The organism is Rhizobium croatiense (genome assembly GCF_019793465.1).
Classification (GTDB): domain Bacteria; phylum Pseudomonadota; class Alphaproteobacteria; order Rhizobiales; family Rhizobiaceae; genus Rhizobium; species Rhizobium croatiense.
This window is the reverse complement of record NZ_JAILYJ010000004.1, coordinates 190,102-210,026: the sequence shown is the minus strand read 5'-3', so window position 1 is coordinate 210,026 and position 19,925 is coordinate 190,102. Positions and strand designations below refer to the sequence as shown.

Here is a 19,925-nt window from a genome sequence, read left to right as displayed (position 1 = left end):
ATGTACCAATTTTAGAAGAGAAGGAAGGCCTCAGCGACTTCTGGAAAACGGACATGCAGGATCTTCTCGTCGTCTATATCGCCTATGTCATCGCAGCCGGAAGCCCGGGGCCAAGCAACATGGCGATCATGAATGTCGCGATGAGCCAGGGGCGCCGACCGGCCCTGGCGCTTGCCGCCGGCGTGATAACGATGTCGACATGCTGGGGACTGATTGCCGTCACCGGCATTTCGACCCTGCTGGTAGGCTATGCTCATGCTCTGTCATTCCTCAAGATCGCGGGCGGGCTTTACCTTCTCTGGCTCGCCTGGAGGGCGGCTCGCTCGGCCGCTGCCGCGGATGCGCCGGCAGGCGAACTAGCGCGGTCGTCGACGGACTTCGGTGTGCTCTACCGCCGTGGGATCCTGATGCATCTCGGAAACCCCAAAGCGGTTCTGGCCTGGGTCGCGATCATGTCGCTCGGCCTCAAACCGGGCGCTTCGCCCGAGATGGCGGTGACAGCTTTCGGCGGCTGTGTGCTGCTCGGGATATCGATATTCGCCGGTTATGCCCTGCTGTTCTCGACAGCGCCGATGGTGCGCGGCTATGCCATGGCGCGCCGCTGGATCGAGGCAGGCCTCGCCGTGTTCTTCGCGGGCGCCGGATCGCGCCTGCTGTTCTCAAACTGACGCGTTTTCAGGATCACATCATGTCTTCGGCTTCTCCCTTTCACGGCCTTTCGGCCTTTCCGGCAACGCCCGCGAATATCGATGGCCACGTCGACACCGAAGCCCTCGGCCGCCTTCTGGAACGCTTGTGCGAGGCGGGCGTCGCCTCTATCGGCCTTCTCGGCAGCACCGGGATCTATGCTTACCTCACGCGCGAGGAGCGGTTGCGCGCCGTCAAGGCCGCGGCCGAATGCGTCGCCGGCCGTATTCCTCTCATCGTCGGGGCCGGGGCTCTCAGAACGGACCACGCCGTCGGTCTTGCCAGGGATGCCGAGGCGGCCGGTGCGGATGCTCTTCTGCTGGCGCTGGTCTCCTATACGCCGCTGACGCAGGAGGAAGCCTATGAGCATTTCATGGCGATCGCGAAGGCAACGAAGCTGCCGGTCTGCATCTACAACAATCCCGGCACGACCCATTTCACCTTCAGCCGGGAGCTTCTCCAGCGCCTCTCCGATATCGAAACGATCCGGGCAGTAAAGATGCCGCCGCCTGTTGACGGCGATTTGCCGGGGGAACTTGCGGCCTTGCGGGAGAAGACCGATCTCGCGATCGGTTACAGTGGCGATTGGGGCGCGGCCGATGCGCTGCTTTCCGGCGCAGACGCCTGGTACAGCGTCATCGGCGGTCTGCTGCCGCGCACGGCTCTCGGCCTGACCAAGGCCGCCATGGCCGGCGACGTCGATGAGGCACGCCGGCTCGATAAGCTGTTCGAGCCGCTATGGCAAACCTTCAAGGCATTCGGAAGCATCCGCGTGGTCTATATGCTGATCGAGCATCTCTCACTCGCCAGGGCGGAGCTTCCGCGACCGCTCCTGCCGCTGAAATCAGCGGATCGCCAGCGTGTGCTCGAGATCGTCGAGCCGCTGATCGCTCTGGAGGGCGGGCGGAAGACTTAACGCATGTCGCCCGGAAGTGTGCAGCGGTTCCGGGACCACGACATGCATAAAAACAAAGAGCTAAAGCGCGTTGCGCGAATCAAATTTGATGCGACGCGCTTTAGTCCTTGTTGTAAAGGCTGCTCAACGGCTTTTTCAGAATGCTTTCGCGCAGCGACGAGCCGGGTTCCCGGCGGGTGATGGCCGGCTGGTCGGTCGGCGGTGCAGGTCGCGGAAAGATCGGTTCCTCGCGGCGCATCTCGCGGCGCAGCGCATCGAGCCGCGGATCGACGGATGAAGGTGCGGCCGGGTCCAGCCCCGGCGTCTTCGGCAGCAGTTCGCGCCGGTAGGATTCGAGGGGCGCCGAAACCGGCGGCGGCGAGGCCGGTGGAGGCGGTGCGTAGGGCTTGGCCTCGAGAACCTCGTCGGCGTCATTCTCCTCGTCGGGATGTGCTGTCGATGCGCCGAAGCTCTGCTGGAAATTCGAAATATCAGGCCCGACCGTTACCGCCCGCATGCGCGTGACGATCTTGCGCAGATCGACCGTATCCGGATCTTCCTCGCTATGCTTGCTGTTGGCGCTGGCAGCCTTCGGCAGCAGATTTTCGTCGACGCGGGAAAAGCGCATGCGCATCGGCACGCTGATCGCCTCGCCGAAGGCGATCGCCTCGCCATTGCCGATCGAGGAGATGAAGCTCGTCGTCGAGATCGATGAATTCGGGATGGCCGAACGGATGATTTCCTGGTCGCGATCGTTGGCCAGGCGCATGGCAAACAGCGTCGAGCACTGCGACAGGATCGTCTGGTCGAGCTCGCCTGGCCGCTGGGTAATGATCCCAAGCGAGACGCCGTATTTTCGGCCTTCCTTGGCGATGCGGGCGATTGCCTGGCGCGTCGGCACGAAGCCGAGGCTGGGATCGGAGGGGATATAGCGATGCGCTTCCTCGCAGACGACGAGCATGTGGATGGCGCCGTCACTCCAGAGTGCCACCTCGAAGGCCATGCGGCAGAGCACGGAGGCGACCGAATTGACCACCTCGGAAGGAATGCCGGCAAGCTGGAAGGTGCAGATCGGCCTGCTGTCTCCGGGAATGCGGAATATCTGCGCGATGGTGTCGGTGATCGTGTCGCTGATCGTGTTGTTGGAAAACATGAAGTGATAGCGCGGATCGTTGATTGCGGCGATGAGGCGCATCTTCAGCGACCGCAGGGCGGGTTTTTCGGCGCGGCCTTCGAGGCGGCCGATGCGCTCATCGATCAGCGCCAGCAGATCGGCCATGCGGTAGGGAACCGGCGTATCGGCGGTGATCGAGCTCTTTTCCGTCGTCCGGCGCACCAGCGAATTGTCGCTGCCGCGGAAGGCGCGCTTGGCCTCCGGCATGATATCGCGCAACATATCGAGTTCTTCCGGCACCGGCGGGCGGCCGCGGAAGACGACTTCGGCGAACTCCTCGAGCCGCATCAGCCAGAAGGGCAGGTCGAGCGTATCTGTATCGATGGTGACGGCGTGCTTGGGAAAGGCGGCGGCGAATTCATTGTGCGGATCGAGGATCAGCACGCGCAGCTTCGGATCGGCCACGATCGCCTTGTGCAGCAGCAAAGAGACCGCCGTCGACTTGCCGACGCCGGTCGAGCCGACGACGGCGAAATGCTTGGAGAGCATCGAAGGGATGTGGATCGCCGCATCGATGCTTTCGTCCTGCGTCAGCTTGCCGATGACGGCGGTCGTGCCCGTTCCGGCATCGTAGATGCGCATCAGGTCGGCGGCACGGATGCGGTGGGCGATGGCGCCGAGATAGGGATAATGCGAGATGCCGGTCGAGAATTCCTCGCGGCCGTCCTCGTCGACGCGGACCTCGCCGAGCAGCTCGGTCTCGATCTTGAAAGTATTATCCTCGCCCTCGCCCCAGGCATGGCTGCCGGTGTTCATCTGGTAGACGAGGGCGACGACGCGGTTGCGGCCGACGCTGATCGAGATCAGCCGGCCGACGGACCAGAGTTCGGTGAGATCGGTGTTGCCCTCGACGGCGACGGCGGCAATTGTCGCCCGGGATCCGCTGCATGCAACGACGCGGCCGAGAAAGCGATTTCCCGGCGCATGGCCGTCGCGTCTATCGTGCTCGCCTGCCTTGCCAGACATGCGCAAGTCGTTGTTGAGCAAAGGCTACTCCCTGCGGTAGCGTTAAAGGATAAAGTTGATCCTTTAACAAATCCTTCATCCTATCGATTTTCAGGGGTGAAGGCGTGAGGCAGTTTTTTATTGCGGCATGCGTTGACGCTGCGAAATTTTCTGTCTATCACTTCCCGCCATGAAAATCGCAACAGTTCTTATCGTGGTGGGAAAGCGCATGGGCAGGATGGTGTAACCATCCGGCGACAGCCACCCATGCGCTAGATGACAGGCTCCTCCGGGGCCTTTTTTTGTGCCCGAATTTCGGGCTTCCGGCCACAAACGCAAATCCCAGCATCAAACGGAACAGACAGATGAGCACGGACAATCAGGCGGCAGGCAATCGGATGACGGGAGCGGAGATCGTTCTCAAGGCGCTGAAGGACAACGGCGTCGAACATATCTTCGGCTATCCCGGCGGCGCGGTTCTGCCGATCTATGACGAGATCTTCCAGCAGGACGATGTCAAGCACATCCTCGTGCGCCACGAGCAGGGGGCAGGCCACGCGGCCGAAGGCTACGCCCGCTCCACCGGCAAGGTCGGCGTCATGCTGGTTACCTCGGGTCCCGGCGCCACCAATGCGGTCACGCCGCTGCAGGACGCGCTGATGGATTCGATCCCGCTCGTCTGCCTGACCGGTCAGGTTCCGACCCCGCTGATCGGCTCCGACGCCTTCCAGGAATGCGACACGGTCGGCATCACCCGGCCCTGCACCAAGCACAACTGGCTGGTCAAGGACGTCAACCAGCTCGCCGCCATCATTCACGAGGCCTTCCGCATCGCCCAGTCCGGCCGTCCAGGCCCCGTCGTCGTCGATATTCCGAAGGACGTGCAGTTTGCGACCGGCACCTATACGCCGCCCGCCGATTACACGATCCAGAAGAGCTATCAGCCGAAGATCCAGGGCGACCTCAACCAGATCCACGCGGCCATCGAGCTGATGGCGAATGCGCGCCGTCCGATCATCTATTCCGGCGGCGGTGTCATCAATTCCGGCCCGGAAGCCTCCAAGCTGCTGCGTGAGCTGATCGAACTCACCGATTTCCCGATCACCTCGACGCTGATGGGGCTCGGCGCCTATCCGGCTTCGGGCAAGAACTGGCTGAAGATGCTCGGCATGCACGGCTCCTACGAGGCCAACATGGCGATGCATGACTGCGACGTCATGGTCTGCATCGGCGCCCGCTTCGACGACCGCATCACCGGCCGTCTCAACGCCTTCTCGCCGAACTCGAAGAAGATCCATATCGATATCGATCCGTCCTCGATCAACAAGAACGTCCGCGTCGATATCGGCATCCGCGGCGATGTCGGCCATGTGCTGGAAGACATGGTCCGCCTGTGGCGGGCTCTGCCGAAGAAGCCGGAGAAGAATCGTCTCGCGGATTGGTGGAGCGATATCGCCCGCTGGCGGGCGCGCAACTCCTTCGCTTATACCAAGAGCAATGACGTCATCATGCCGCAATATGCGCTGGAGCGTCTCTATGCACACACCAAGGACCGCGATACCTATATCACCACCGAGGTCGGCCAGCATCAGATGTGGGCGGCGCAGTTCTTCGGCTTCGAGCAGCCGAACCGCTGGATGACCTCGGGCGGTCTTGGCACGATGGGCTACGGCCTGCCGGCGGCCCTCGGCGTCCAGATCGCCCATCCCGGCAGCCTCGTCATCGATATTGCCGGCGACGCCTCGATCCAGATGTGCATCCAGGAAATGTCGACGGCGATCCAGTATGATGCGCCGATCAAGATCTTCATCATGAACAACCAGTACATGGGCATGGTGCGCCAGTGGCAGCAGCTGCTGCACGGCAATCGCCTGTCGCACTCCTATACCGAGGCGATGCCTGATTTCGTCAAGCTGGCGGAAGCCTATGGCGCGGTCGGCCTGCGCTGCGACAAGCCGGATGAGCTCGACGACGCCATCGTCGAGATGATCGAGGTCAAGAAGCCCGTCATCTTCGATTGCCGCGTCGCCAATCTCGCCAACTGCTTCCCGATGATCCCCTCGGGCAAGGCCCATAACGAAATGCTGCTGCCCGATGAGGCCACGGATGAAGCGGTCGCCAACGCGATCGACGCCAAAGGCCGTCAGCTTGTATAACGATAAGGTAGGAACCCAGGACCATGAACGCACATCTTCAGCCTACGGGCTCTGCCTACTTCATCTCGCCGGAAACGACGGCGATCGAGAGCCATACGCTTTCGGTTCTCGTCGACAACGAGCCGGGCGTCCTTGCCCGCGTCATCGGCCTGTTCTCCGGCCGCGGCTACAATATCGAAAGCCTCACGGTTTCGGAGACGGAGCATCAGGCGCATCTTTCCCGCATCACCATCGTCACGCGCGGCACGCCGCACGTGCTGGAGCAGATCAAGGCGCAGCTCGATCGCATCGTGCCGGTTCATCGCGTCGTCGATCTGACGGTGCGCGCCCGCGAACTTGGCCAGGAACGGCCGATCGAGCGTGAAGTGGCGCTGGTCAAGGTGATCGGCGAGGGCGAGATGCGCGCCGAGACGCTGCGCCTTGCCGATGCCTTCCACGCCAAGGTGGTGGATGCGACGATTGATCACTTCATTCTGGAGATCACCGGCAAGTCCTCGAAGATCGACCAGTTCATCGCGATCATGAAGCCGCTCGGCCTGATCGAGGTCTGCCGTACGGGCATCGCCGCAATGAATCGCGGCGCGCAGGGGATGTGAGGCAGAAGCTTCATCCCTTCCTCGGCGTCATCCTCGGCCTTGTGCCGAGGATCTGCCCACGTATCGAGCGGTGCAGATGCTCGGGACAAGCCCGAGCATGACGAAAGAGGAGTTGGCGGGCTTGTCAGCAGTTCGGGCCGCTCGGCGATCACAGCATCTCCAGCGGCTTCTTCTTTGCCGGCGGCGGGAAGGCGGCGTCGAGCGCCTGCCAGTCCTCGTCGGTGATGTCGAGCGAGACGCAGTCGCGGTTCTCAGCCACGCGTTCAGTATTCGACGTCTTCGGAATGACGATGACGCCGTCGCGTTCGAGCAGGAAGGCGAGCGCCAGTTGGGCGGGCGTTGCCTGATAGGCCTTGGCGATGTGGATGAGTTCGGGATGATGCAGGATATGTCCCTGCTCGATCGGCGAATAGGCCATGATGGGAATGCCGCGGCTCTGGCACCAGGGCAGGAGATCATATTCGATGCCGCGGCGGGAGAGATTGTAGAGCACCTGGTTGGCGGCGACATTGGCGCCGTCGGGCACGGACAGCAGTTCCTCCATGTCGTCGGTGTCGAAGTTGGAGACGCCCCAGGCGCCGATCTTGCCCGACGCTTTCAGCATTTCGAAGGCGGCGACAGTCTCGGCCAGCGGATGGTTGCCGCGCCAGTGCAGGAGATAGAGGTCAATGCGGTCGGTGCCGAGCCGTTCCAGGCTGTGCTCGCAGGCGTCGATCGTGCCTTTCAGGCTGGCATTCCAGGGATAGACCTTGCTGACGAGGAAGATCTCGTCGCGCCGTCCCCAGATCGCCTGGCCGACGATCTCCTCGGCGCCGCCGTCGCCATACATTTCCGCGGTGTCGATCAGCGTCATGCCGAGATCGATGCCCGCCCTGAGGCTTTCGATCTCCATCTTGGCATGGCCGGCATCCTCGCCCATGGCCCAGGTTCCCTGGCCGAGTGCCGGCACTTCCGTGCCGTTCGGGAATTTGACGGAGGGGATGGGGTCGTCCTGCATGATTTTTTCCATTTTTCAGGAGATTGCGCAGCGTTCTTATCTTTCAACCAATCCTGTCACCATGACAATGATGTAATGGCGTCAAGAGTTTAGGGCAGTTACGCTGACCTAAATAAGGCGGGCCTCGGAAAAGAGCCGGCTTCGGGAGGTCGCATGCCGCTGGATACGTTTCTCGCCCTTGTTCTCTTCGCCTTCACGACCTCGATCACGCCGGGGCCGAACAATATGATGCTCTTCGCCTCGGGGGTAAATTTCGGCTTCCGCAGGACCATCCCGCATATGGTCGGCATCGGCGCCGGTTTCTTTTCGCTGCTGATCGGCGTCGGCCTCGGGCTCGGAGCGCTGCTGCACACGATGCCGCTGGTCTATACGGTGCTGAAGTTCGCCGGCGGCGCCTATCTCGTCTGGATCGCCTGGAAGATCGCCTCCTCGCGTTCGCTGAGCGAAGGCAGGAGCAGTGCGGCGCCGATGTCCTTCTTCTCGGCGGCGGCCTTCCAGTGGGTCAACCCGAAAGCCTGGGTGATGGCGGTCACGGCGATGGCGACCTACACCAATCCCGAACTCTATCTTGTCAGCGTGCTCATCGTCGGCCTGGCTTTCGCGGTGGTCAACGTGCCGAGCGTCTCGACCTGGGCGGGCTTCGGCTCGGCACTGAGGGAATGGCTTTCCGATCCCGTGCGGCTGAAGTGGTTCAACATCACCATGGCGGCGCTTCTCGTGGCGAGCCTCTGGCCGATGTTAAAATAGGGTATCGACGGTTTCGTCAGCATCAGCCAGAGAATGCCGATGACGGCGAGGAAGGCCGGGAAGCCGAACGCGAACCAGACGCGGTAGAGGCTGAAATAGGCCGGCGGCAGGGCGCTGGCCGATGCCGCGGCAGCGCGGGCCAGATCGCGCAGGCGGATCTGGATCCAGACGACCGGCAGCCAGAACAGGCCGGTGATGACGTAAAGCAGTAGCGACAGCGCAATCCAGCCTTCCGACAGGTCCCAGCCGATCATGCGGGCGAGGAGATAGCCGGTCACCGGCTGGAGAATGGCTGATGTCGCGGTGAAGACCGTATCGGCGATGACCACGGTTCCAGCGACATGAGCGATCAGGGCGGGATCACGCGTGCGGTGAGCCATCACCATGAAAAAGGCGATGCCGGCGCCGGTGCCGAAGAGGACCGCGGCGCCGGTGACATGGGCAAGCAGCAGCCATTCCTCGAGCATCAGCGTTCATCCAGGGTGGCAAGCGCCGTCAGCGTCAGCAGGACCGACGGCAGCGCCTTGACGAGGGGGCCAAGCGGATCGAGCCAGAGCGCGGGTTCGAGCAGGGTGGCGCCGGCGAGATAGGCGAAAGAGACTGTGAGCATGCCGAGAAGGGCGCGTTTGGCGAGCGGGCGAACAAGCACGGCGGTGCCGAGCGCCACGTCGATGAGGCAGGTCGCAAGCGTCAGCGCCGTTGCCGCCATTTCGGGCATGAAGGGCAGGAAGTGCGCGGAGGCGCTTTCCATCGAAAGCAGCGGGATCAGGCCGGAGAGCAGCCAGAAGGCCGACAGGCCCGATATGATGAGCGGCTTCAGGAGATAGAGCCGGGCAAACCAGAGATCCTGCACGCCGGAGGGATTGGCGGCGAGCGTGGCCGCCGCCGATGTCGCGGTGAGGCCGCTTTCCCTCTTTGCGCTCCGTATGCCCTCGGACATGACTGTCATCGCCGTCGAGCGCAGCGGCGAACGCCAGCCGAGCAGGCCCGCCATATCGGCAAGCCAGGTCACCGGTCGCGTAAGCCAGGGAGCAAGCGAAAAGACGCGGGCAGGCGCCAAGCCCAGCCATTGCCGGTGAAGGCCGACGAGTTCGGCGAGTGTCAGCACCTCGCCGGCGGCAAGGTCGAAATCACCGCGAAGGTCGCCTGCGACCGCCCGCGACACGGCTTCCGCCACATCATCCACCGAAAGCGTTTCGACCGGGCTTTCCGCATGGACGAGGGGCAGCGCCAGCGGAAAGGCTGCGAGCGCTCGCAGCAATGACGAGCCGCCATGGGCATTGCGGCCGAGCACGAGGGCAGGGCGCAGGATGAGATGAGGCAGGCCGCTTGCCGCCAGCGCCTCATCGGCCCGCCGTTTGGTGGTGAGGAAGGGCAACGCGCCTGCCGCGCCGGCGGTCCTTGCCGATATCTGCACAATCAGAGGACGGGAGCGTTTCGCCGCGGCATAGAGCGCCAGCATCGCATCCGCCTGGGTCGCCGCGAGATCGTCCGAGAGGCCGTCCTGCAGGGCGCCGGCGCAATTGACGACGGCGTGCCGGTCTTTGAGGAGGTTCTCCCAGTCCTCGGGATTTAGCATCCGCGAGAGATCGGCACGCCGCCAGTCGATTGCCGGCTGCTTCAGGCGGGCTCGGGCGGGATTGCGGCCGAGCCCGGTCACCGCATGGCCGTCCGCAACGAGCCGGGCCGCGACGACCGAGCCTATGAAGCCGGTTGCGCCGAGAATCAGGATGTTCATGGCAGGAGATTAGCGGAAAAGTTTGAGTGGGATAGGAGGGCTTGGCGCGGTTGTGGTGTATGGTAGAAAGAACGGAGACGATTTTACGGAGGATTGGTAAGGGCGGGAGCTTGCGGCACATCCCCTTCTCCCCAGCGGGGAGAAGGTGGCCCGAAGGGTCGGATGAGGGGGCGGCACGGCACCCCGATTATGGTGCCCTTCGCTCGCGCTCAGCGCATTCGCGGCGCCGCCGCTCACCCCTCATCCGGCTGCCGCCCCTTCTCCCCGCTGGGGAGAAGGGGATCCCATCCGCCGTTATTGGAGGAGATTGCCTTGCACGACGATCACGACCATCACCACGATCATGCCCACGACAATCACTACTCCGACATGCAGGCCCGCGTGAAGGCGCTGGAAACGCTGCTGACGGAGAAGGGCCTGATCGATCCGCATGCCATCGATGCGATCGTCGAGACTTACGAAACCAAGGTCGGGCCGCGAAATGGCGCGCATGTCGTTGCCAAGGCCTGGAGCGATCCCGGTTTTGCGGACTGGCTGAGGCGCGATGCGACGGCGGCGATTGCGAGTCTTGGTTATACCGGCCGGCAGGGCGAGCATATGCGCGCCGTCTTCAATACGGCCGAGACCCATAACCTCGTCGTCTGCACGCTCTGCTCCTGTTATCCATGGTCTGTGCTCGGGCTGCCGCCGGTCTGGTACAAGGCGCCGGCCTATCGTTCGCGCGCGGTCATCGATCCGCGCGGCGTGCTCGCCGAATTCGGGCTAACCCTGCCGGAGGGCAAGAAGATCCGCGTCTGGGATTCGACGGCGGAGCTGCGTTATCTCGTGATCCCGGAGCGCCCCGAAGGCACGGAGGGAATGGATGAGGCAACACTTGCCGGCCTTGTCAGCCGCGATGCGATGATCGGCACGGCCGTGGCCGGCAGCCCGGAGGCACTGTCATGAACGGACCGCACGATCTCGGTGGGCAGATGGGCTTCGGTCCTGTCGCGCCTGAGAAGGACGAGCCCTATTTCCATGCCGAATGGGAAAAGCGGGCGCTCGGCATCACGCTATCCTGCGGGGCTTTCGGCGCATGGACGATCGATGAAAGCCGGCATGCGCGCGAGAATATTCGGCCGGCCGATTACCTCGCGGCGAGCTATTACGAGATCTGGATCCGCGGCGTCGAGACGCTGCTCATGCGACACGGCTTTGCGACGCGCGAGGAGCTCTTGTCCGGCCACAAGCTGCAGGATGGCACGGCGCCGAAACGGGTGCTGAAGGCGGAGATGGTGCCCGCCGTGCTTGCCAAGGGCGGGCCTTGCGACCGGCCGGCGGATGACGAGCCTCGCTTTGCGGTCGGGGAGGCAGTGAAGACGAAGAATTTCAATCCGGCGACCCATACGCGGTTGCCGCGCTACGCCCGGGCCAAGGCCGGTATCGTCGAAGCGGTGCAGGGCTCCTTCGTTTTTCCCGATGATAATGCCCATGGCAAGGGCGAGAACCCGCAATGGCTCTATACCGTCGTTTTCGACGGCGGCGAGATCTGGGGCGAGGGTGCGGATCCGTCGCTGACGGTCTCGATCGACGCGTGGGAGAGCTATCTTGAGCGTGTGTGAAATACCCTCCGAGCTCAGCCAATCGCCCGGGCTGCCCAAATCTGCGGAGGGCGCGCCGGTCTTTCCCGAACCCTGGGCCGCCGCGGCCTTCGCCATGACCGTGCATCTGCATGAGAAGGGGCTGTTTTCCTGGAGCGAATGGGCGGAAACCCTTTCACGGCAATTGCATCAGCCCGGACGGGCGGAAGACGGCAGCGACTATTTCGACTGCTGGGTGGCGGCGCTTTCGGAGCTGCTGGTCAGCCGCGGTGTGGCCGACGCGTCCGCCATCCTCGAGCTGCAGAAAAGCTGGCAGCGGGCGGCAGAAGCGACGCCGCATGGGCAGCCGATCGAGCTCGCCAACGATCCGCTGCGCTGATCCTCACGACGGGAACTGCCGGTAGCATTCTTCGGCCACACCGCGCAGGGTCTCGCGCGAGATTTCGCCGGTGACGGCATAACCAAGTTCGCCGTCGATCCAGTAGAAGGTTTCGAGATTGCCCGATGAGGCGAAGCGGAAGCTCGTCGTGCGGTTTTCCTTGTTGCGGCCGACCATGACGGTCAGGCGCTCGCCGGTCTGGTTCTCATACATGAACATGGCGCCGGGCCTGCCGTCGACCGGCAGCAGGCGGCCGCCGACCAGCTTGAAGCCGAGCGGCTGCAGGTTCGGGATCTTCAGGTTCTGGATCGCCAGGCGCTTGCCGAGCCAGGTGGCGAGATGGGCCTCCTCGTCGGCGAAGACCTCGACCGGGTGGCGAACCTCGGCGGCATAGACGGTGAAGGCGGTCTCGGCCTGTTTCGGCAGGGTTTCGGAACCGGCTAACTGCAGGTCCGGTCTCTCCAGAAGGGCCGGGCCATAATGGCCGCTGACGGCACCGAGCGCTAAGACGACGAGCGCTGCGGCGGCGACTGCCCAGCGGTTCGGCGCCGACGGGAGGGCGTGCGGCGGCGCGACGAGCAGGGCATCGGTGTCCTTTGCCCTGTCGTAACCGGCAAAGAGCGAGCGGATGCCTGCGTTCTGCGCCTGCCATTCGGCGACCATCGCCGCCTCGTCGGGATTGTCGGCGAGATAGGCCTCAATGCGGGAGCGCGCCGTTTCGGGCAACTGGCCGTCGGCATAGGCGTGGAGATCGGCTTCGGTGACGATCGGGTTGGTCTCGTTCATTTCGGTCTCCGAAGCGTAATGATGTTATCGGCCTTCAGGTGTTCGGCGACGCGCCGGCGGGCGCGCGACAGGCGGGACATCACCGTGCCGATCGGGATATCGAGCGCGGCGGCGACCTCGCTATAGCTATATCCCTCGATGACGACGAGCATCAGCACGGCGCGGTACTCCTCCGAAAGGCTGTTCAGCGCGTTATCGAGCCGGGTGCGTTCCAGCGGATCGGCCGGCGCTTCCGGTGCTGCCATATCTCCTGCAGCGTCGAGCTCGAGCATGCCGTCGCGCGCCTTGCCGCGCCGGCCGTTGCGGTAAAGATTGGTCATGATGGTCAGGACCCAGCCGCGCAAGTTGAGGCCGCGCCATTGACCGCGGCGCGCCAGCACCTTCTCGACGCAATCCTGAAGCAGATCCTCGCCATCGGCATCCGAGCGCGTCAGGCTGCGCGAATAGCGCCTGAGCGAGGGAAGGAGGGCCAGGATCTGGCCCTCGAAACTTTCGGGTGCGGGTGTCTTCACGCCAGCTCTCTTGCCGTCACATCAGGGCTTGGCAAGGTCCCAGTTGCCGCCGACTCCGTCGCCGGTGATGTCGCCGGCCTTCGTGTCCTTGACCCAGTAATAAAGCGGCATGCCGTCCTTGGCCCATTGCTTCGTGCCATCCTTGCGTTCGATGATCGAATATGCACCATCGGCCTTGGCATCGGAAGCAGCCATCAGCGGCGGCCAGTTCTTGGCGCAATCGTCGTAGCAGTTGGAAACGCCCTTGGCGTCCTTCTTGAAAGTATAGAGGGTCATGCCGTTTTCGCCGGCAAGAACCTTGCCCTTGGCAGTCTCGACTTCCTTGACGGGCGCGGCGGCGAAAGCAGCGGTCGCGGCAAAGGCGGCTGCCGCTGCGACGGACAGGAATTTCACGGACTTCATGGTGTTTCTCCTCGGGTTGGGCACGCAATTTTGCGCTGCCTGAGATGAGACACGAGGCGAGGCGGTTTTATTCCCGCGTGGAGAAGTTTTATGGCGGGCGGATGGTCATTCGCACACAACACCCTGCTTTTACAGGTCATTTACATCATGGCCATTTGCGGATAACATATATCCTTAATTCCGCTTGCAGAGCCAGCCATGATGAGTTGTTGAATGATCCTGAAAAGCCAGGTCGAGTGGGCGCTGCACTGCTGCGCCATTCTCGCGGGCCTGCCCGAGGGCAGGTATCTCTCCACCAAGGCGCTGGCCGAGCTTCATGGCCTGCCGAAGGAATATCTCTCCAAGGCGCTACAGAGCCTTTCTCAGGCTTCCCTCGTCGAAACCACGCTCGGTCCGAGCGGCGGCTACAGGCTTGCGCGCGCGCCGTCGGAGGTCAATTTTCTCGAGATCGTCGAGGCGGTCGAGGGCAAGGCGCGCAGCTTCACCTGCACGAATATCCGGGAGAACAATCCGTGCCGGCCGGCAGGCTATTGCGACAGCAAGCCTTGCGCGGTCGCCCGCATCATGTGGGAAGCCGACGAGGCCTGGCGCGAGACGCTGAGGCGTGTGCGCCTCTCCGATCTCGTCGGCACCTTGTCCGAAGAGGTTCCGCCGGATATCTGGCGGGACACGTTCGAGTGGGTGCTGAAGCGCGCCGGCTGAGGAGGCGAAGGAAACCTTAGGCCCTAAAGATGGTCCTGATGGTCTTCAGGATGGCATGGGCGCTGTGGGCATGTTCCGGGGACTGGGCGGCGCCGTTGCGGAAGCGCTCGGCGCGGCCGGCAAGTTGTTCGGCGATTTCTTCGGCCAGCGCCGGGCGTTCGGCGAGCAGCGGCGCGAAGGCCTCCTGGTCGATCTCATAGGTGATTACCGAGGTTAGAGCCTCCAGGGTGCAGACTTCCTGCATGCCGGCGAGCAGTCCGCTTTCCCCAAAAAAATCGCCAGGCGCCAGCCTTCCGCGTTCCTCCCCTGCATGCCGGGCGGCTATGATGCCGGCGCGCACCATCATCAGTGCGGGCAGCATTTCGCCCTCCTGCACGATCACATCGCCCTTGCGGAACTCCCTGGCAGTCGCGGTCTCGGCGAGCCTCTGCTTTTCATCTGATGTCAGCGTCGCAAAGACCGGAATGGCGTCGATCAGCGCAAGCGGCGTTACGCTGGGCGGCTGCGCGTTCTCCTCCGTCGGCAGGGTGGCGGTCAACACCGCTGCCGACGGCGGAATGGCCAGCAGCAGGCCGGCGGATTTGCAATGGCGGTAAACGAGATCGAGCACTTCGTTTCGCGCCGGCACGCGCTGGCTCGGGCTCGTCACCCGAAACTGCAGCTCGACTTCGAGCGAGGTGGCGTCCAGTCCCTTCAGAGCGACGACCGGCGGCGGCTCACGCACGATGGAGTTGCAGCTCGCGAGCGCCGTCAGCATGACCTGGCGAACCGATACCGGCATGCGTGTCGGGGCGATGCGGATGGTGAGGATCAGCAGATGGGTCTCGTCCGGCCGGCTGATATTGGTCAGGCCGAGCTTGGCGAGAAAGCTGTTCGGCAGCACGACGATATTGTTGCCGGCAGTCAGGATGTGCGTCGCGCGCCAGTTGCTCTCGACCACGCGCCCTTCCGTGCCGTCGCTCAAAAGGATCCAGTCGCCGATGATATAGGGCCGGCCGAGGGTCAGGGCGATGCCGGAGAAGACGTCGGCGAGCGTGTTCTGCAGCGCGAGACCGAGAATGATGGCGACGACGCCTGATGTGGCGACGAGGGTTCCGATCGGCACGCCGAAGACGAAGGCGAGGATCGAAAGCATCATGCCGATATAGACGACGCCAATGACGAGATCCTGGAGCAGACGGGCCTCGCGCGGGCTGCCTTCCAGCACCAGATAGAGCCTGATGAAACCGATGACGGCCCATGCCAGGTGAACCCACCAGAGCGATTTGGCGAGAATGACGAGCAGGGCCTGAGGGTCCTGCGTCTCATATCCCTGAAACCGGTGAGGTTCGATGCCGCTGCCGATGAGGATCAGCGTCATCACGCCGAAGAACAGGATCTGCACCACCAGCCGCGTCGTCGGCCGCTGGCTGGAGAGGAAATACCAGACCACGATGCCGGCGAAGCCGACTGTAATGAGAGAATTCAGTGGCTTGCCGAAGAGCGCGTCGTAGATCATCTCTCTGTCTCCGGGAGGGCGGGCGGCGCATGATTGAGCATGTCGGCTGTCCGCGCAAGCATCGGTCCCGCGCGGACAGGCTTGGAGGTTGCCTACTTCTTGAGGGGGTAGGTCAATTCTTTCTGGTCGGTGTCGACAACGAAGACAGCGAGCAGGCGAGCCGGCTGCGTCTCGCTGCCATTGGCGCTGACGCCATGGCGGTCGCCTGGCATTTCCGAGAAGCTCTCGCCGGCCTGATAGGTCTTGACTGGACCGTCATTGACCTGGCTGCGGATCGATCCTTCCAGCACGGTGGCGTAGATAAAGGCCGAGTCCGGATGGGTGTGGCCTTCGGAGAAGCCGCCGGGGCCGTATTCGACCAGTACGCCCTTGATGCTCTTGCCCGGCACGTTCGGCAGTGCGTGCTCATAGACGAGCGTTACCTTGGCGGACTTGCTGCTGTCATGGGCGGAAGCGCCGGTCGTTGCCAGAAGGGCGAGGGTGGCGGCGAGGAACGATGATTTGATCATGGGAATCTCCTTATTGCCTGGGGTGAAAAGGCCGATCATTTCGGCCGGGCGGATGTGGCGAACCACTGTTCGAAAGTGATCGAGCCGAGGCGCGGGTCGTCGTCGGAAACGAGGGACTGGTCGTTCAACCTGGCGCCGAAATATTTCGCCTCGGCGTCGGCCTCGACGATCCGCGGGTCTTTCATCGCCTTGAGATACCGGGCGACGAGCTCGCTGAGCCGGACCCTTTCCGGGCCGGATATTTCGATCGTCTTGTTGGCCGGGGCGGAGAGCGCCACATCGGCCATGGCGTCGGCGACGTCGTCGGAAGCGATCGGCTGCACATAGGCGGGCGACAGGCGAACCGTCTGGCCGACGGTGCCCGACTGGGCGATGCCGCTCAGGAATTCCATGAACTGCGTCGAATGCACGATCGTATAGGGAATGGCCGATGCTCTGATTAGCTGTTCCTGGGCGAGCTTGCCGCGGAAATAGCCGCTTTCTTGCAGCCGCTCGGTGCCGACGACGGAAAGCGCGATATGGTGCTTCACGCCGGCGGTCTTTTCGGCGGCGAGCAGATTGCGCCCCGAGGTCTGGAAGAATTCGAGCACGGCCTTGTCCTCGAAGGAGGGCGAATTGGCAAGGTCGAGCACGACTTCGGCACCGGCGAGCGCTTCGGCCAGTCCTTCTCCGGTGATCGTATTGACGCCGGAGTTCGGTGAGGCGGCGATCACCTCATGCCCGCGCTTGCGCAGGCGTCCGACAGTCTTTGAACCGATGAGGCCGGTTCCGCCGATGACGACGATTTTCATAACAGATCTCCATTCGCTGCCGCGGTGCGGCAGCGTCAAAGCTGAATCTTCTCAATGAATTGCGTGAATTAGTTCAGGCCAGCCTTATCAAGGCCGTAGGCCTTGTCGGCCGAGCCGGGCACGGTCTTGAAGCCGACATTGACGCGGTTCCAGGCATTGATGGCCATGACGACGAAGGTCAGGTCGGAGATTTCCTTCTCCGAGAGCTGGCCGCGCACCCGCTCGTAGATCTCATCGGGAACGCCGCCTTCGGGCAACTTCGTCAGCGCCTCGGTCCAGGCAAGGGCCGCGCGCTCGCGGGGAACGAACAGGTTCGATTCCCGCCAGATGGCGACGTGGTGAAGCCGCAGCTCCGTCTCGCCATGGATCTTTGCCTGCTTCACATGCATGTCGAGGCAGAAGCCGCATCCGTTGATCTGCGAGGCGCGGATCTCGATAAGGGCCTGAAGCTTCTCATCGATGACGCTGCTTCTCAGCGCCATGCTGAATTCCATGAATTTCTTGAAAAGTTCGGGGGACTGCTGGGCGTAATTCAATCGCTGGGTCATGTCGTTTTTCCTCAATTAAGGATATTTAATATCCTTATGGATAAAAGATATCCTTAATTGCTGGACTGTAAAGCCATTCTCGCCTAGTTTGCCTGCATAAAGCCTATGCGCAAAAGTATGAGGGGGCAGGGATGGATATCGTTTCGGCATTGCGGACCTTCCAACGCGTCGCGGAGACCGGTTCGTTCTCAGCGGCGGCGCATGATCTCGATGTCACGCAGCCGGCGGTTTCGCGGCAGGTTGCGTCCCTCGAAAGCCATTTCAACACCCGCCTCCTGCATCGCACGACGAGCGGTCTGTCGCTGACGGCGGAAGGGGAGCGCATGCTGCCGATGGCGCTCCGAATTCTCGAGGCGGTGGAGGAGCTCGGCGATGCGGCAGGCTCGAACGGCGCCACGGCCTCGGGAAAGGTCAGGCTCAGCGTACCCGCGCCGCTCGGCCTCTATTTGAGCGAAAGTCTCGGCGATCTTCTTGCCGCCCACCCGAAGCTTTCGGTCGAACTCATCTTCCGGGAGCAGAGCTCCGATATGATCGAGGAGCGCCTCGACCTGGAGGTTCGCCTCGGCTCGGTCGCCGACAGCAGCCTTGTCTGTCGCCGGATCGGCTGGACGACGGCATTCCTCGTCGCGTCGCCTGCCTATCTCGCGCGCAAGGCGGCCCCGCGCGCGCCAAAGGACATCAGAGACCATGAATGCCTGTGCTATGATAGGGCAGGCGACACCTGCACATGGTCCTTCTCGAACGGGTCGGAAGACATTTCGGTCAGGATCACGCCGCGGTTGACCGCCTGCAACGCGATTGCCATTCATAGGGCGGCGCTCGCCGGCGCCGGCCTGGCGGTGCTTTCCCACATCATCGCCGTGCCCGACATCGCCGCCGGCCGGCTGATTCCCGTAATGGAGGATTTTCAGCCGAGCCGCCTGCCGATCACGGTCGTCTATCCCTCGAGACGGAACATGCCGCTGCGCGTCAGGACGGTTCTGGATTTTCTGACCGATGTCATCGGCCAGGACCCGTCGATGTGTGTGAGCGGGGCGGACCGCCAATGGAACGGATGATCGTTCGGGCCGGTGATTTGCGGTTTTCCGCCTTGCCTAACGGCTGCGAATCCTGCCAAGTCCTGCGATCATGCAATTTGCGCCGCAACAAGACGAAGCCCTCAAGGCTGTTTCGAAATGGCTGAATGAAGGGCGCTCGCCGCTCTTTCGCCTGTTCGGCTATGCCGGGACGGGCAAGACGACGCTTGCCAGGCATTTCGCCGAGAATGTCGACGGCGATGTACTGTTTGCCGCCTTCACCGGCAAGGCCGCGCAGGTGCTGCGCTCGCGCGGGGCCTCCAATGCCAGGACGATCCATTCGCTGATCTACCGGCCGCGCGGCGAGGAGGCGGTGGAGGACGAGGAAACCGGCAAGACCTCGATTGCGCCGATGTTTTCAATCAACCGGCAGAGCCCGGTCGCGAAAGCCGCACTGATCATCGTCGACGAATGCTCGATGGTGGACGAGGCGCTCGGCAAGGATCTGATGAGCTTCGGCACGCCGATCCTGGTGCTCGGCGATCCCGGCCAGCTGCCGCCGGTTTCGGGCGGCGGTTACTTCACCAATCAGGAACCGGATTACCTCCTCACCGATATTCACCGCCAGGCGCGCGACAATCCGATCATCAAGCTCGCCATGCAGGTGCGCGAGGGCAACGAGGTGATGTATGGCGATTACGGAACGGCGAAGGTTATTTCGAAGAGCGAGGTGACACAGCAGCTGGTGCTCGATGCCGACCAGGTGCTCGTCGGCACCAACAGGACGCGGCGGCGCTATAACCAGCGCCTGCGGGAGTTGAAGGGTTTTAACGCCGATTATCCGCAGACCGGCGATAAGCTCGTCTGCCTGAGGAACGATCCGGCCAAGGGCCTGCTCAACGGCTCGCTGTGGCAGGTCATGACCTCGTCGAAGGAAACGACGAAACCCGGCATTAATCTGCTCGTCCGCCCCGAGGACGACGACATGGATCGGGGGGCGGCCAAGATCAAGCTGTTGAAACAGGCCTTCGAGGATGTCGAAGGCGAGATTCCCTGGAACACCCGCAAGCGCTACGACGAGTTCGACTACGGCTATGCGCTGACCGTTCACAAGGCGCAGGGCTCGCAATGGAACGACGTCGTGCTCTTCGACGAGAGCTGGGCCTTTCGCGATACGCGCGAACGCTGGCTCTATACCGCGATCACGCGCGCGGCGGAGACGCTGACAATCGTGCGCTGAACCCGGTTTCGGCCGGGAAGGGGACGG

General features: G+C 63.0%; 21 protein-coding genes and 1 pseudogene. 11 read left to right on the top strand and 11 right to left on the bottom strand.

Annotated features, from left to right (window positions below; translation table 11 throughout):
- Positions 1-53: 53 nt before the first annotated feature.
- Positions 54-668: a LysE family translocator gene (locus K6M89_RS08990; RefSeq protein WP_222139181.1), complete on the top strand. Its 615-nt coding sequence runs from the start codon at positions 54-56 to the stop codon at positions 666-668.
- A 20-nt stretch (positions 669-688) separates the two neighbouring features.
- Positions 689-1,603, top strand: coding sequence for a dihydrodipicolinate synthase family protein (locus K6M89_RS08985; protein ID WP_222139180.1), 915 nt, complete (start codon positions 689-691; stop codon positions 1,601-1,603).
- 100 nt (positions 1,604-1,703) lie between these two features.
- On the opposite strand, the gene K6M89_RS08980 is transcribed toward K6M89_RS08985, so the two are convergent.
- Positions 1,704-3,743, bottom strand: a complete 2,040-nt coding sequence (locus K6M89_RS08980) for an ATP-binding protein (protein WP_222139179.1) — start codon at positions 3,741-3,743, stop codon at positions 1,704-1,706.
- 323 nt (positions 3,744-4,066) lie between these two features.
- On the opposite strand from K6M89_RS08980, the gene K6M89_RS08975 reads away from it, so the two are divergent.
- Both K6M89_RS08975 and ilvN read left to right on the top strand, forming a co-directional pair.
- Positions 4,067-5,857 (top strand): acetolactate synthase 3 large subunit, encoded by a 1,791-nt coding sequence (locus K6M89_RS08975; protein ID WP_222139178.1) that lies wholly within the window; start codon positions 4,067-4,069, stop codon positions 5,855-5,857.
- Positions 5,858-5,880: 23 nt separating this feature from the next.
- Complete coding sequence (gene ilvN / locus K6M89_RS08970) at positions 5,881-6,453, top strand: acetolactate synthase small subunit (protein ID WP_010034065.1); 573 nt, start codon at positions 5,881-5,883, stop codon at positions 6,451-6,453.
- A 148-nt stretch (positions 6,454-6,601) separates the two neighbouring features.
- Here the strand turns inward: ilvN and K6M89_RS08965 are convergent, their stop codons facing one another.
- Positions 6,602-7,450 (bottom strand): aldo/keto reductase, encoded by an 849-nt coding sequence (locus K6M89_RS08965; RefSeq protein WP_222139177.1) that lies wholly within the window; start codon positions 7,448-7,450, stop codon positions 6,602-6,604.
- Positions 7,451-7,603: 153 nt separating this feature from the next.
- On the opposite strand from K6M89_RS08965, the gene K6M89_RS08960 reads away from it, so the two are divergent.
- The gene (locus K6M89_RS08960) at positions 7,604-8,197 is read left to right on the top strand and encodes a LysE family translocator (protein WP_222139176.1); all 594 of its coding nucleotides are present in this window, start codon (positions 7,604-7,606) and stop codon (positions 8,195-8,197) included.
- Here the strand turns inward: K6M89_RS08960 and K6M89_RS08955 are convergent.
- Positions 8,191-8,664 (bottom strand): annotated as a pseudogene (locus tag K6M89_RS08955) (DUF2269 family protein); the annotation flags it as partial. The gene K6M89_RS08960 and the pseudogene K6M89_RS08955 overlap by 7 nt on opposite strands.
- Positions 8,664-9,935, bottom strand: a complete 1,272-nt coding sequence (locus tag K6M89_RS08950; protein WP_222139175.1) for an SDR family oxidoreductase — start codon at positions 9,933-9,935, stop codon at positions 8,664-8,666. The pseudogene K6M89_RS08955 and the gene K6M89_RS08950, both read right to left, overlap by 1 nt.
- A 369-nt stretch (positions 9,936-10,304) precedes the next feature.
- Here K6M89_RS08950 and nthA point away from each other — a divergent pair, with 369 nt between their 5' ends.
- Genes nthA through K6M89_RS08935 form a run of 3 tightly spaced genes read left to right on the top strand, consistent with a single transcriptional unit; the run spans position 10,305 to position 11,894 of the window.
- The gene (gene nthA / locus K6M89_RS08945) at positions 10,305-10,880 is read left to right on the top strand and encodes a nitrile hydratase subunit alpha (RefSeq protein ID WP_376744672.1); all 576 of its coding nucleotides are present in this window, start codon (positions 10,305-10,307) and stop codon (positions 10,878-10,880) included.
- The gene (gene nthB, locus K6M89_RS08940) at positions 10,877-11,536 is read left to right on the top strand and encodes a nitrile hydratase subunit beta (protein WP_222139173.1); all 660 of its coding nucleotides are present in this window, start codon (positions 10,877-10,879) and stop codon (positions 11,534-11,536) included. Before nthA ends, nthB begins: the two co-directional genes overlap by 4 nt.
- A complete protein-coding gene (locus K6M89_RS08935; protein WP_222139172.1) occupies positions 11,523-11,894 on the top strand; it encodes a nitrile hydratase accessory protein in 372 nt (123 codons plus the stop codon). Before nthB ends, K6M89_RS08935 begins: the two co-directional genes overlap by 14 nt.
- A gap of 3 nt (positions 11,895-11,897) precedes the next feature.
- On the opposite strand, the gene K6M89_RS08930 is transcribed toward K6M89_RS08935, so the two are convergent.
- From K6M89_RS08930 to K6M89_RS08920, 3 genes are read right to left on the bottom strand one after another with little or no spacing between them, the layout of a single operon-like run.
- Positions 11,898-12,680, bottom strand: a complete 783-nt coding sequence (locus K6M89_RS08930) for an anti-sigma factor family protein (RefSeq protein ID WP_222139171.1) — start codon at positions 12,678-12,680, stop codon at positions 11,898-11,900.
- The gene (locus K6M89_RS08925) at positions 12,677-13,192 is read right to left on the bottom strand and encodes an RNA polymerase sigma factor (protein WP_097667118.1); all 516 of its coding nucleotides are present in this window, start codon (positions 13,190-13,192) and stop codon (positions 12,677-12,679) included. The genes K6M89_RS08930 and K6M89_RS08925 overlap by 4 nt, the downstream gene beginning before the upstream one ends.
- A gap of 21 nt (positions 13,193-13,213) precedes the next feature.
- Positions 13,214-13,594, bottom strand: a complete 381-nt coding sequence (locus K6M89_RS08920; RefSeq protein WP_009996856.1) for a COG4315 family predicted lipoprotein — start codon at positions 13,592-13,594, stop codon at positions 13,214-13,216.
- 213 nt (positions 13,595-13,807) lie between these two features.
- Here K6M89_RS08920 and K6M89_RS08915 point away from each other — a divergent pair, with 213 nt between their 5' ends.
- A complete protein-coding gene (locus K6M89_RS08915) occupies positions 13,808-14,296 on the top strand; it encodes an RrF2 family transcriptional regulator (protein WP_097578859.1) in 489 nt (162 codons plus the stop codon).
- Positions 14,297-14,312: 16 nt separating this feature from the next.
- On the opposite strand, the gene K6M89_RS08910 is transcribed toward K6M89_RS08915, so the two are convergent.
- The 4 genes from K6M89_RS08910 to K6M89_RS08895 form a co-directional block, all read right to left on the bottom strand.
- On the bottom strand, positions 14,313-15,794 hold the full coding sequence (locus K6M89_RS08910; RefSeq protein WP_222139170.1) for a cyclic nucleotide-binding domain-containing protein: 1,482 nt from the start codon (positions 15,792-15,794) through the stop codon (positions 14,313-14,315).
- A gap of 92 nt (positions 15,795-15,886) precedes the next feature.
- Entirely contained in the window at positions 15,887-16,303 is a 417-nt protein-coding gene (locus K6M89_RS08905) for a cupin domain-containing protein (RefSeq protein ID WP_097578999.1), read from the bottom strand.
- 35 nt (positions 16,304-16,338) lie between these two features.
- The gene (locus K6M89_RS08900; protein WP_222139169.1) at positions 16,339-17,094 is read right to left on the bottom strand and encodes an SDR family oxidoreductase; all 756 of its coding nucleotides are present in this window, start codon (positions 17,092-17,094) and stop codon (positions 16,339-16,341) included.
- A gap of 68 nt (positions 17,095-17,162) precedes the next feature.
- The gene (locus K6M89_RS08895; protein WP_222139168.1) at positions 17,163-17,642 is read right to left on the bottom strand and encodes a carboxymuconolactone decarboxylase family protein; all 480 of its coding nucleotides are present in this window, start codon (positions 17,640-17,642) and stop codon (positions 17,163-17,165) included.
- Positions 17,643-17,773: 131 nt separating this feature from the next.
- On the opposite strand from K6M89_RS08895, the gene K6M89_RS08890 reads away from it, so the two are divergent.
- Positions 17,774-18,700, top strand: a complete 927-nt coding sequence (locus K6M89_RS08890) for a LysR family transcriptional regulator (RefSeq protein ID WP_222139167.1) — start codon at positions 17,774-17,776, stop codon at positions 18,698-18,700.
- Between the two features lie 70 nt (positions 18,701-18,770).
- Positions 18,771-19,898 (top strand): ATP-dependent DNA helicase, encoded by a 1,128-nt coding sequence (locus K6M89_RS08885; protein ID WP_097578864.1) that lies wholly within the window; start codon positions 18,771-18,773, stop codon positions 19,896-19,898.
- Positions 19,899-19,925: the final 27 nt, after the last annotated feature.

Bases quoted from the DNA above. Each gene is read 5' to 3' on its own strand.
- nthB (WP_222139173.1), top strand. From the start codon at position 10,877: ATGAACGGACCGCACGATCTCGGTGGGCAGATGGGCTTCGGTCCTGTC.
- ilvN (WP_010034065.1), top strand. From the start codon at position 5,881: ATGAACGCACATCTTCAGCCTACGGGCTCTGCCTACTTCATCTCGCCG.
- K6M89_RS08990 (WP_222139181.1), top strand. From the start codon at position 54: ATGCAGGATCTTCTCGTCGTCTATATCGCCTATGTCATCGCAGCCGGA.
- K6M89_RS08985 (WP_222139180.1), top strand. From the start codon at position 689: ATGTCTTCGGCTTCTCCCTTTCACGGCCTTTCGGCCTTTCCGGCAACG.
- K6M89_RS08910 (WP_222139170.1), bottom strand. From the start codon at position 15,794: ATGATCTACGACGCGCTCTTCGGCAAGCCACTGAATTCTCTCATTACA.
- K6M89_RS08965 (WP_222139177.1), bottom strand. From the start codon at position 7,450: ATGCAGGACGACCCCATCCCCTCCGTCAAATTCCCGAACGGCACGGAA.
- K6M89_RS08915 (WP_097578859.1), top strand. From the start codon at position 13,808: ATGATCCTGAAAAGCCAGGTCGAGTGGGCGCTGCACTGCTGCGCCATT.
- K6M89_RS08930 (WP_222139171.1), bottom strand. From the start codon at position 12,680: ATGAACGAGACCAACCCGATCGTCACCGAAGCCGATCTCCACGCCTAT.
- nthA (WP_376744672.1), top strand. From the start codon at position 10,305: ATGCAGGCCCGCGTGAAGGCGCTGGAAACGCTGCTGACGGAGAAGGGC.
- K6M89_RS08950 (WP_222139175.1), bottom strand. From the start codon at position 9,935: ATGAACATCCTGATTCTCGGCGCAACCGGCTTCATAGGCTCGGTCGTC.
- K6M89_RS08890 (WP_222139167.1), top strand. From the start codon at position 17,774: ATGGATATCGTTTCGGCATTGCGGACCTTCCAACGCGTCGCGGAGACC.
- K6M89_RS08975 (WP_222139178.1), top strand. From the start codon at position 4,067: ATGAGCACGGACAATCAGGCGGCAGGCAATCGGATGACGGGAGCGGAG.
- K6M89_RS08960 (WP_222139176.1), top strand. From the start codon at position 7,604: ATGCCGCTGGATACGTTTCTCGCCCTTGTTCTCTTCGCCTTCACGACC.
- K6M89_RS08920 (WP_009996856.1), bottom strand. From the start codon at position 13,594: ATGAAGTCCGTGAAATTCCTGTCCGTCGCAGCGGCAGCCGCCTTTGCC.
- K6M89_RS08885 (WP_097578864.1), top strand. From the start codon at position 18,771: ATGCAATTTGCGCCGCAACAAGACGAAGCCCTCAAGGCTGTTTCGAAA.
- K6M89_RS08905 (WP_097578999.1), bottom strand. From the start codon at position 16,303: ATGATCAAATCATCGTTCCTCGCCGCCACCCTCGCCCTTCTGGCAACG.
- K6M89_RS08895 (WP_222139168.1), bottom strand. From the start codon at position 17,642: ATGACCCAGCGATTGAATTACGCCCAGCAGTCCCCCGAACTTTTCAAG.
- K6M89_RS08900 (WP_222139169.1), bottom strand. From the start codon at position 17,094: ATGAAAATCGTCGTCATCGGCGGAACCGGCCTCATCGGTTCAAAGACT.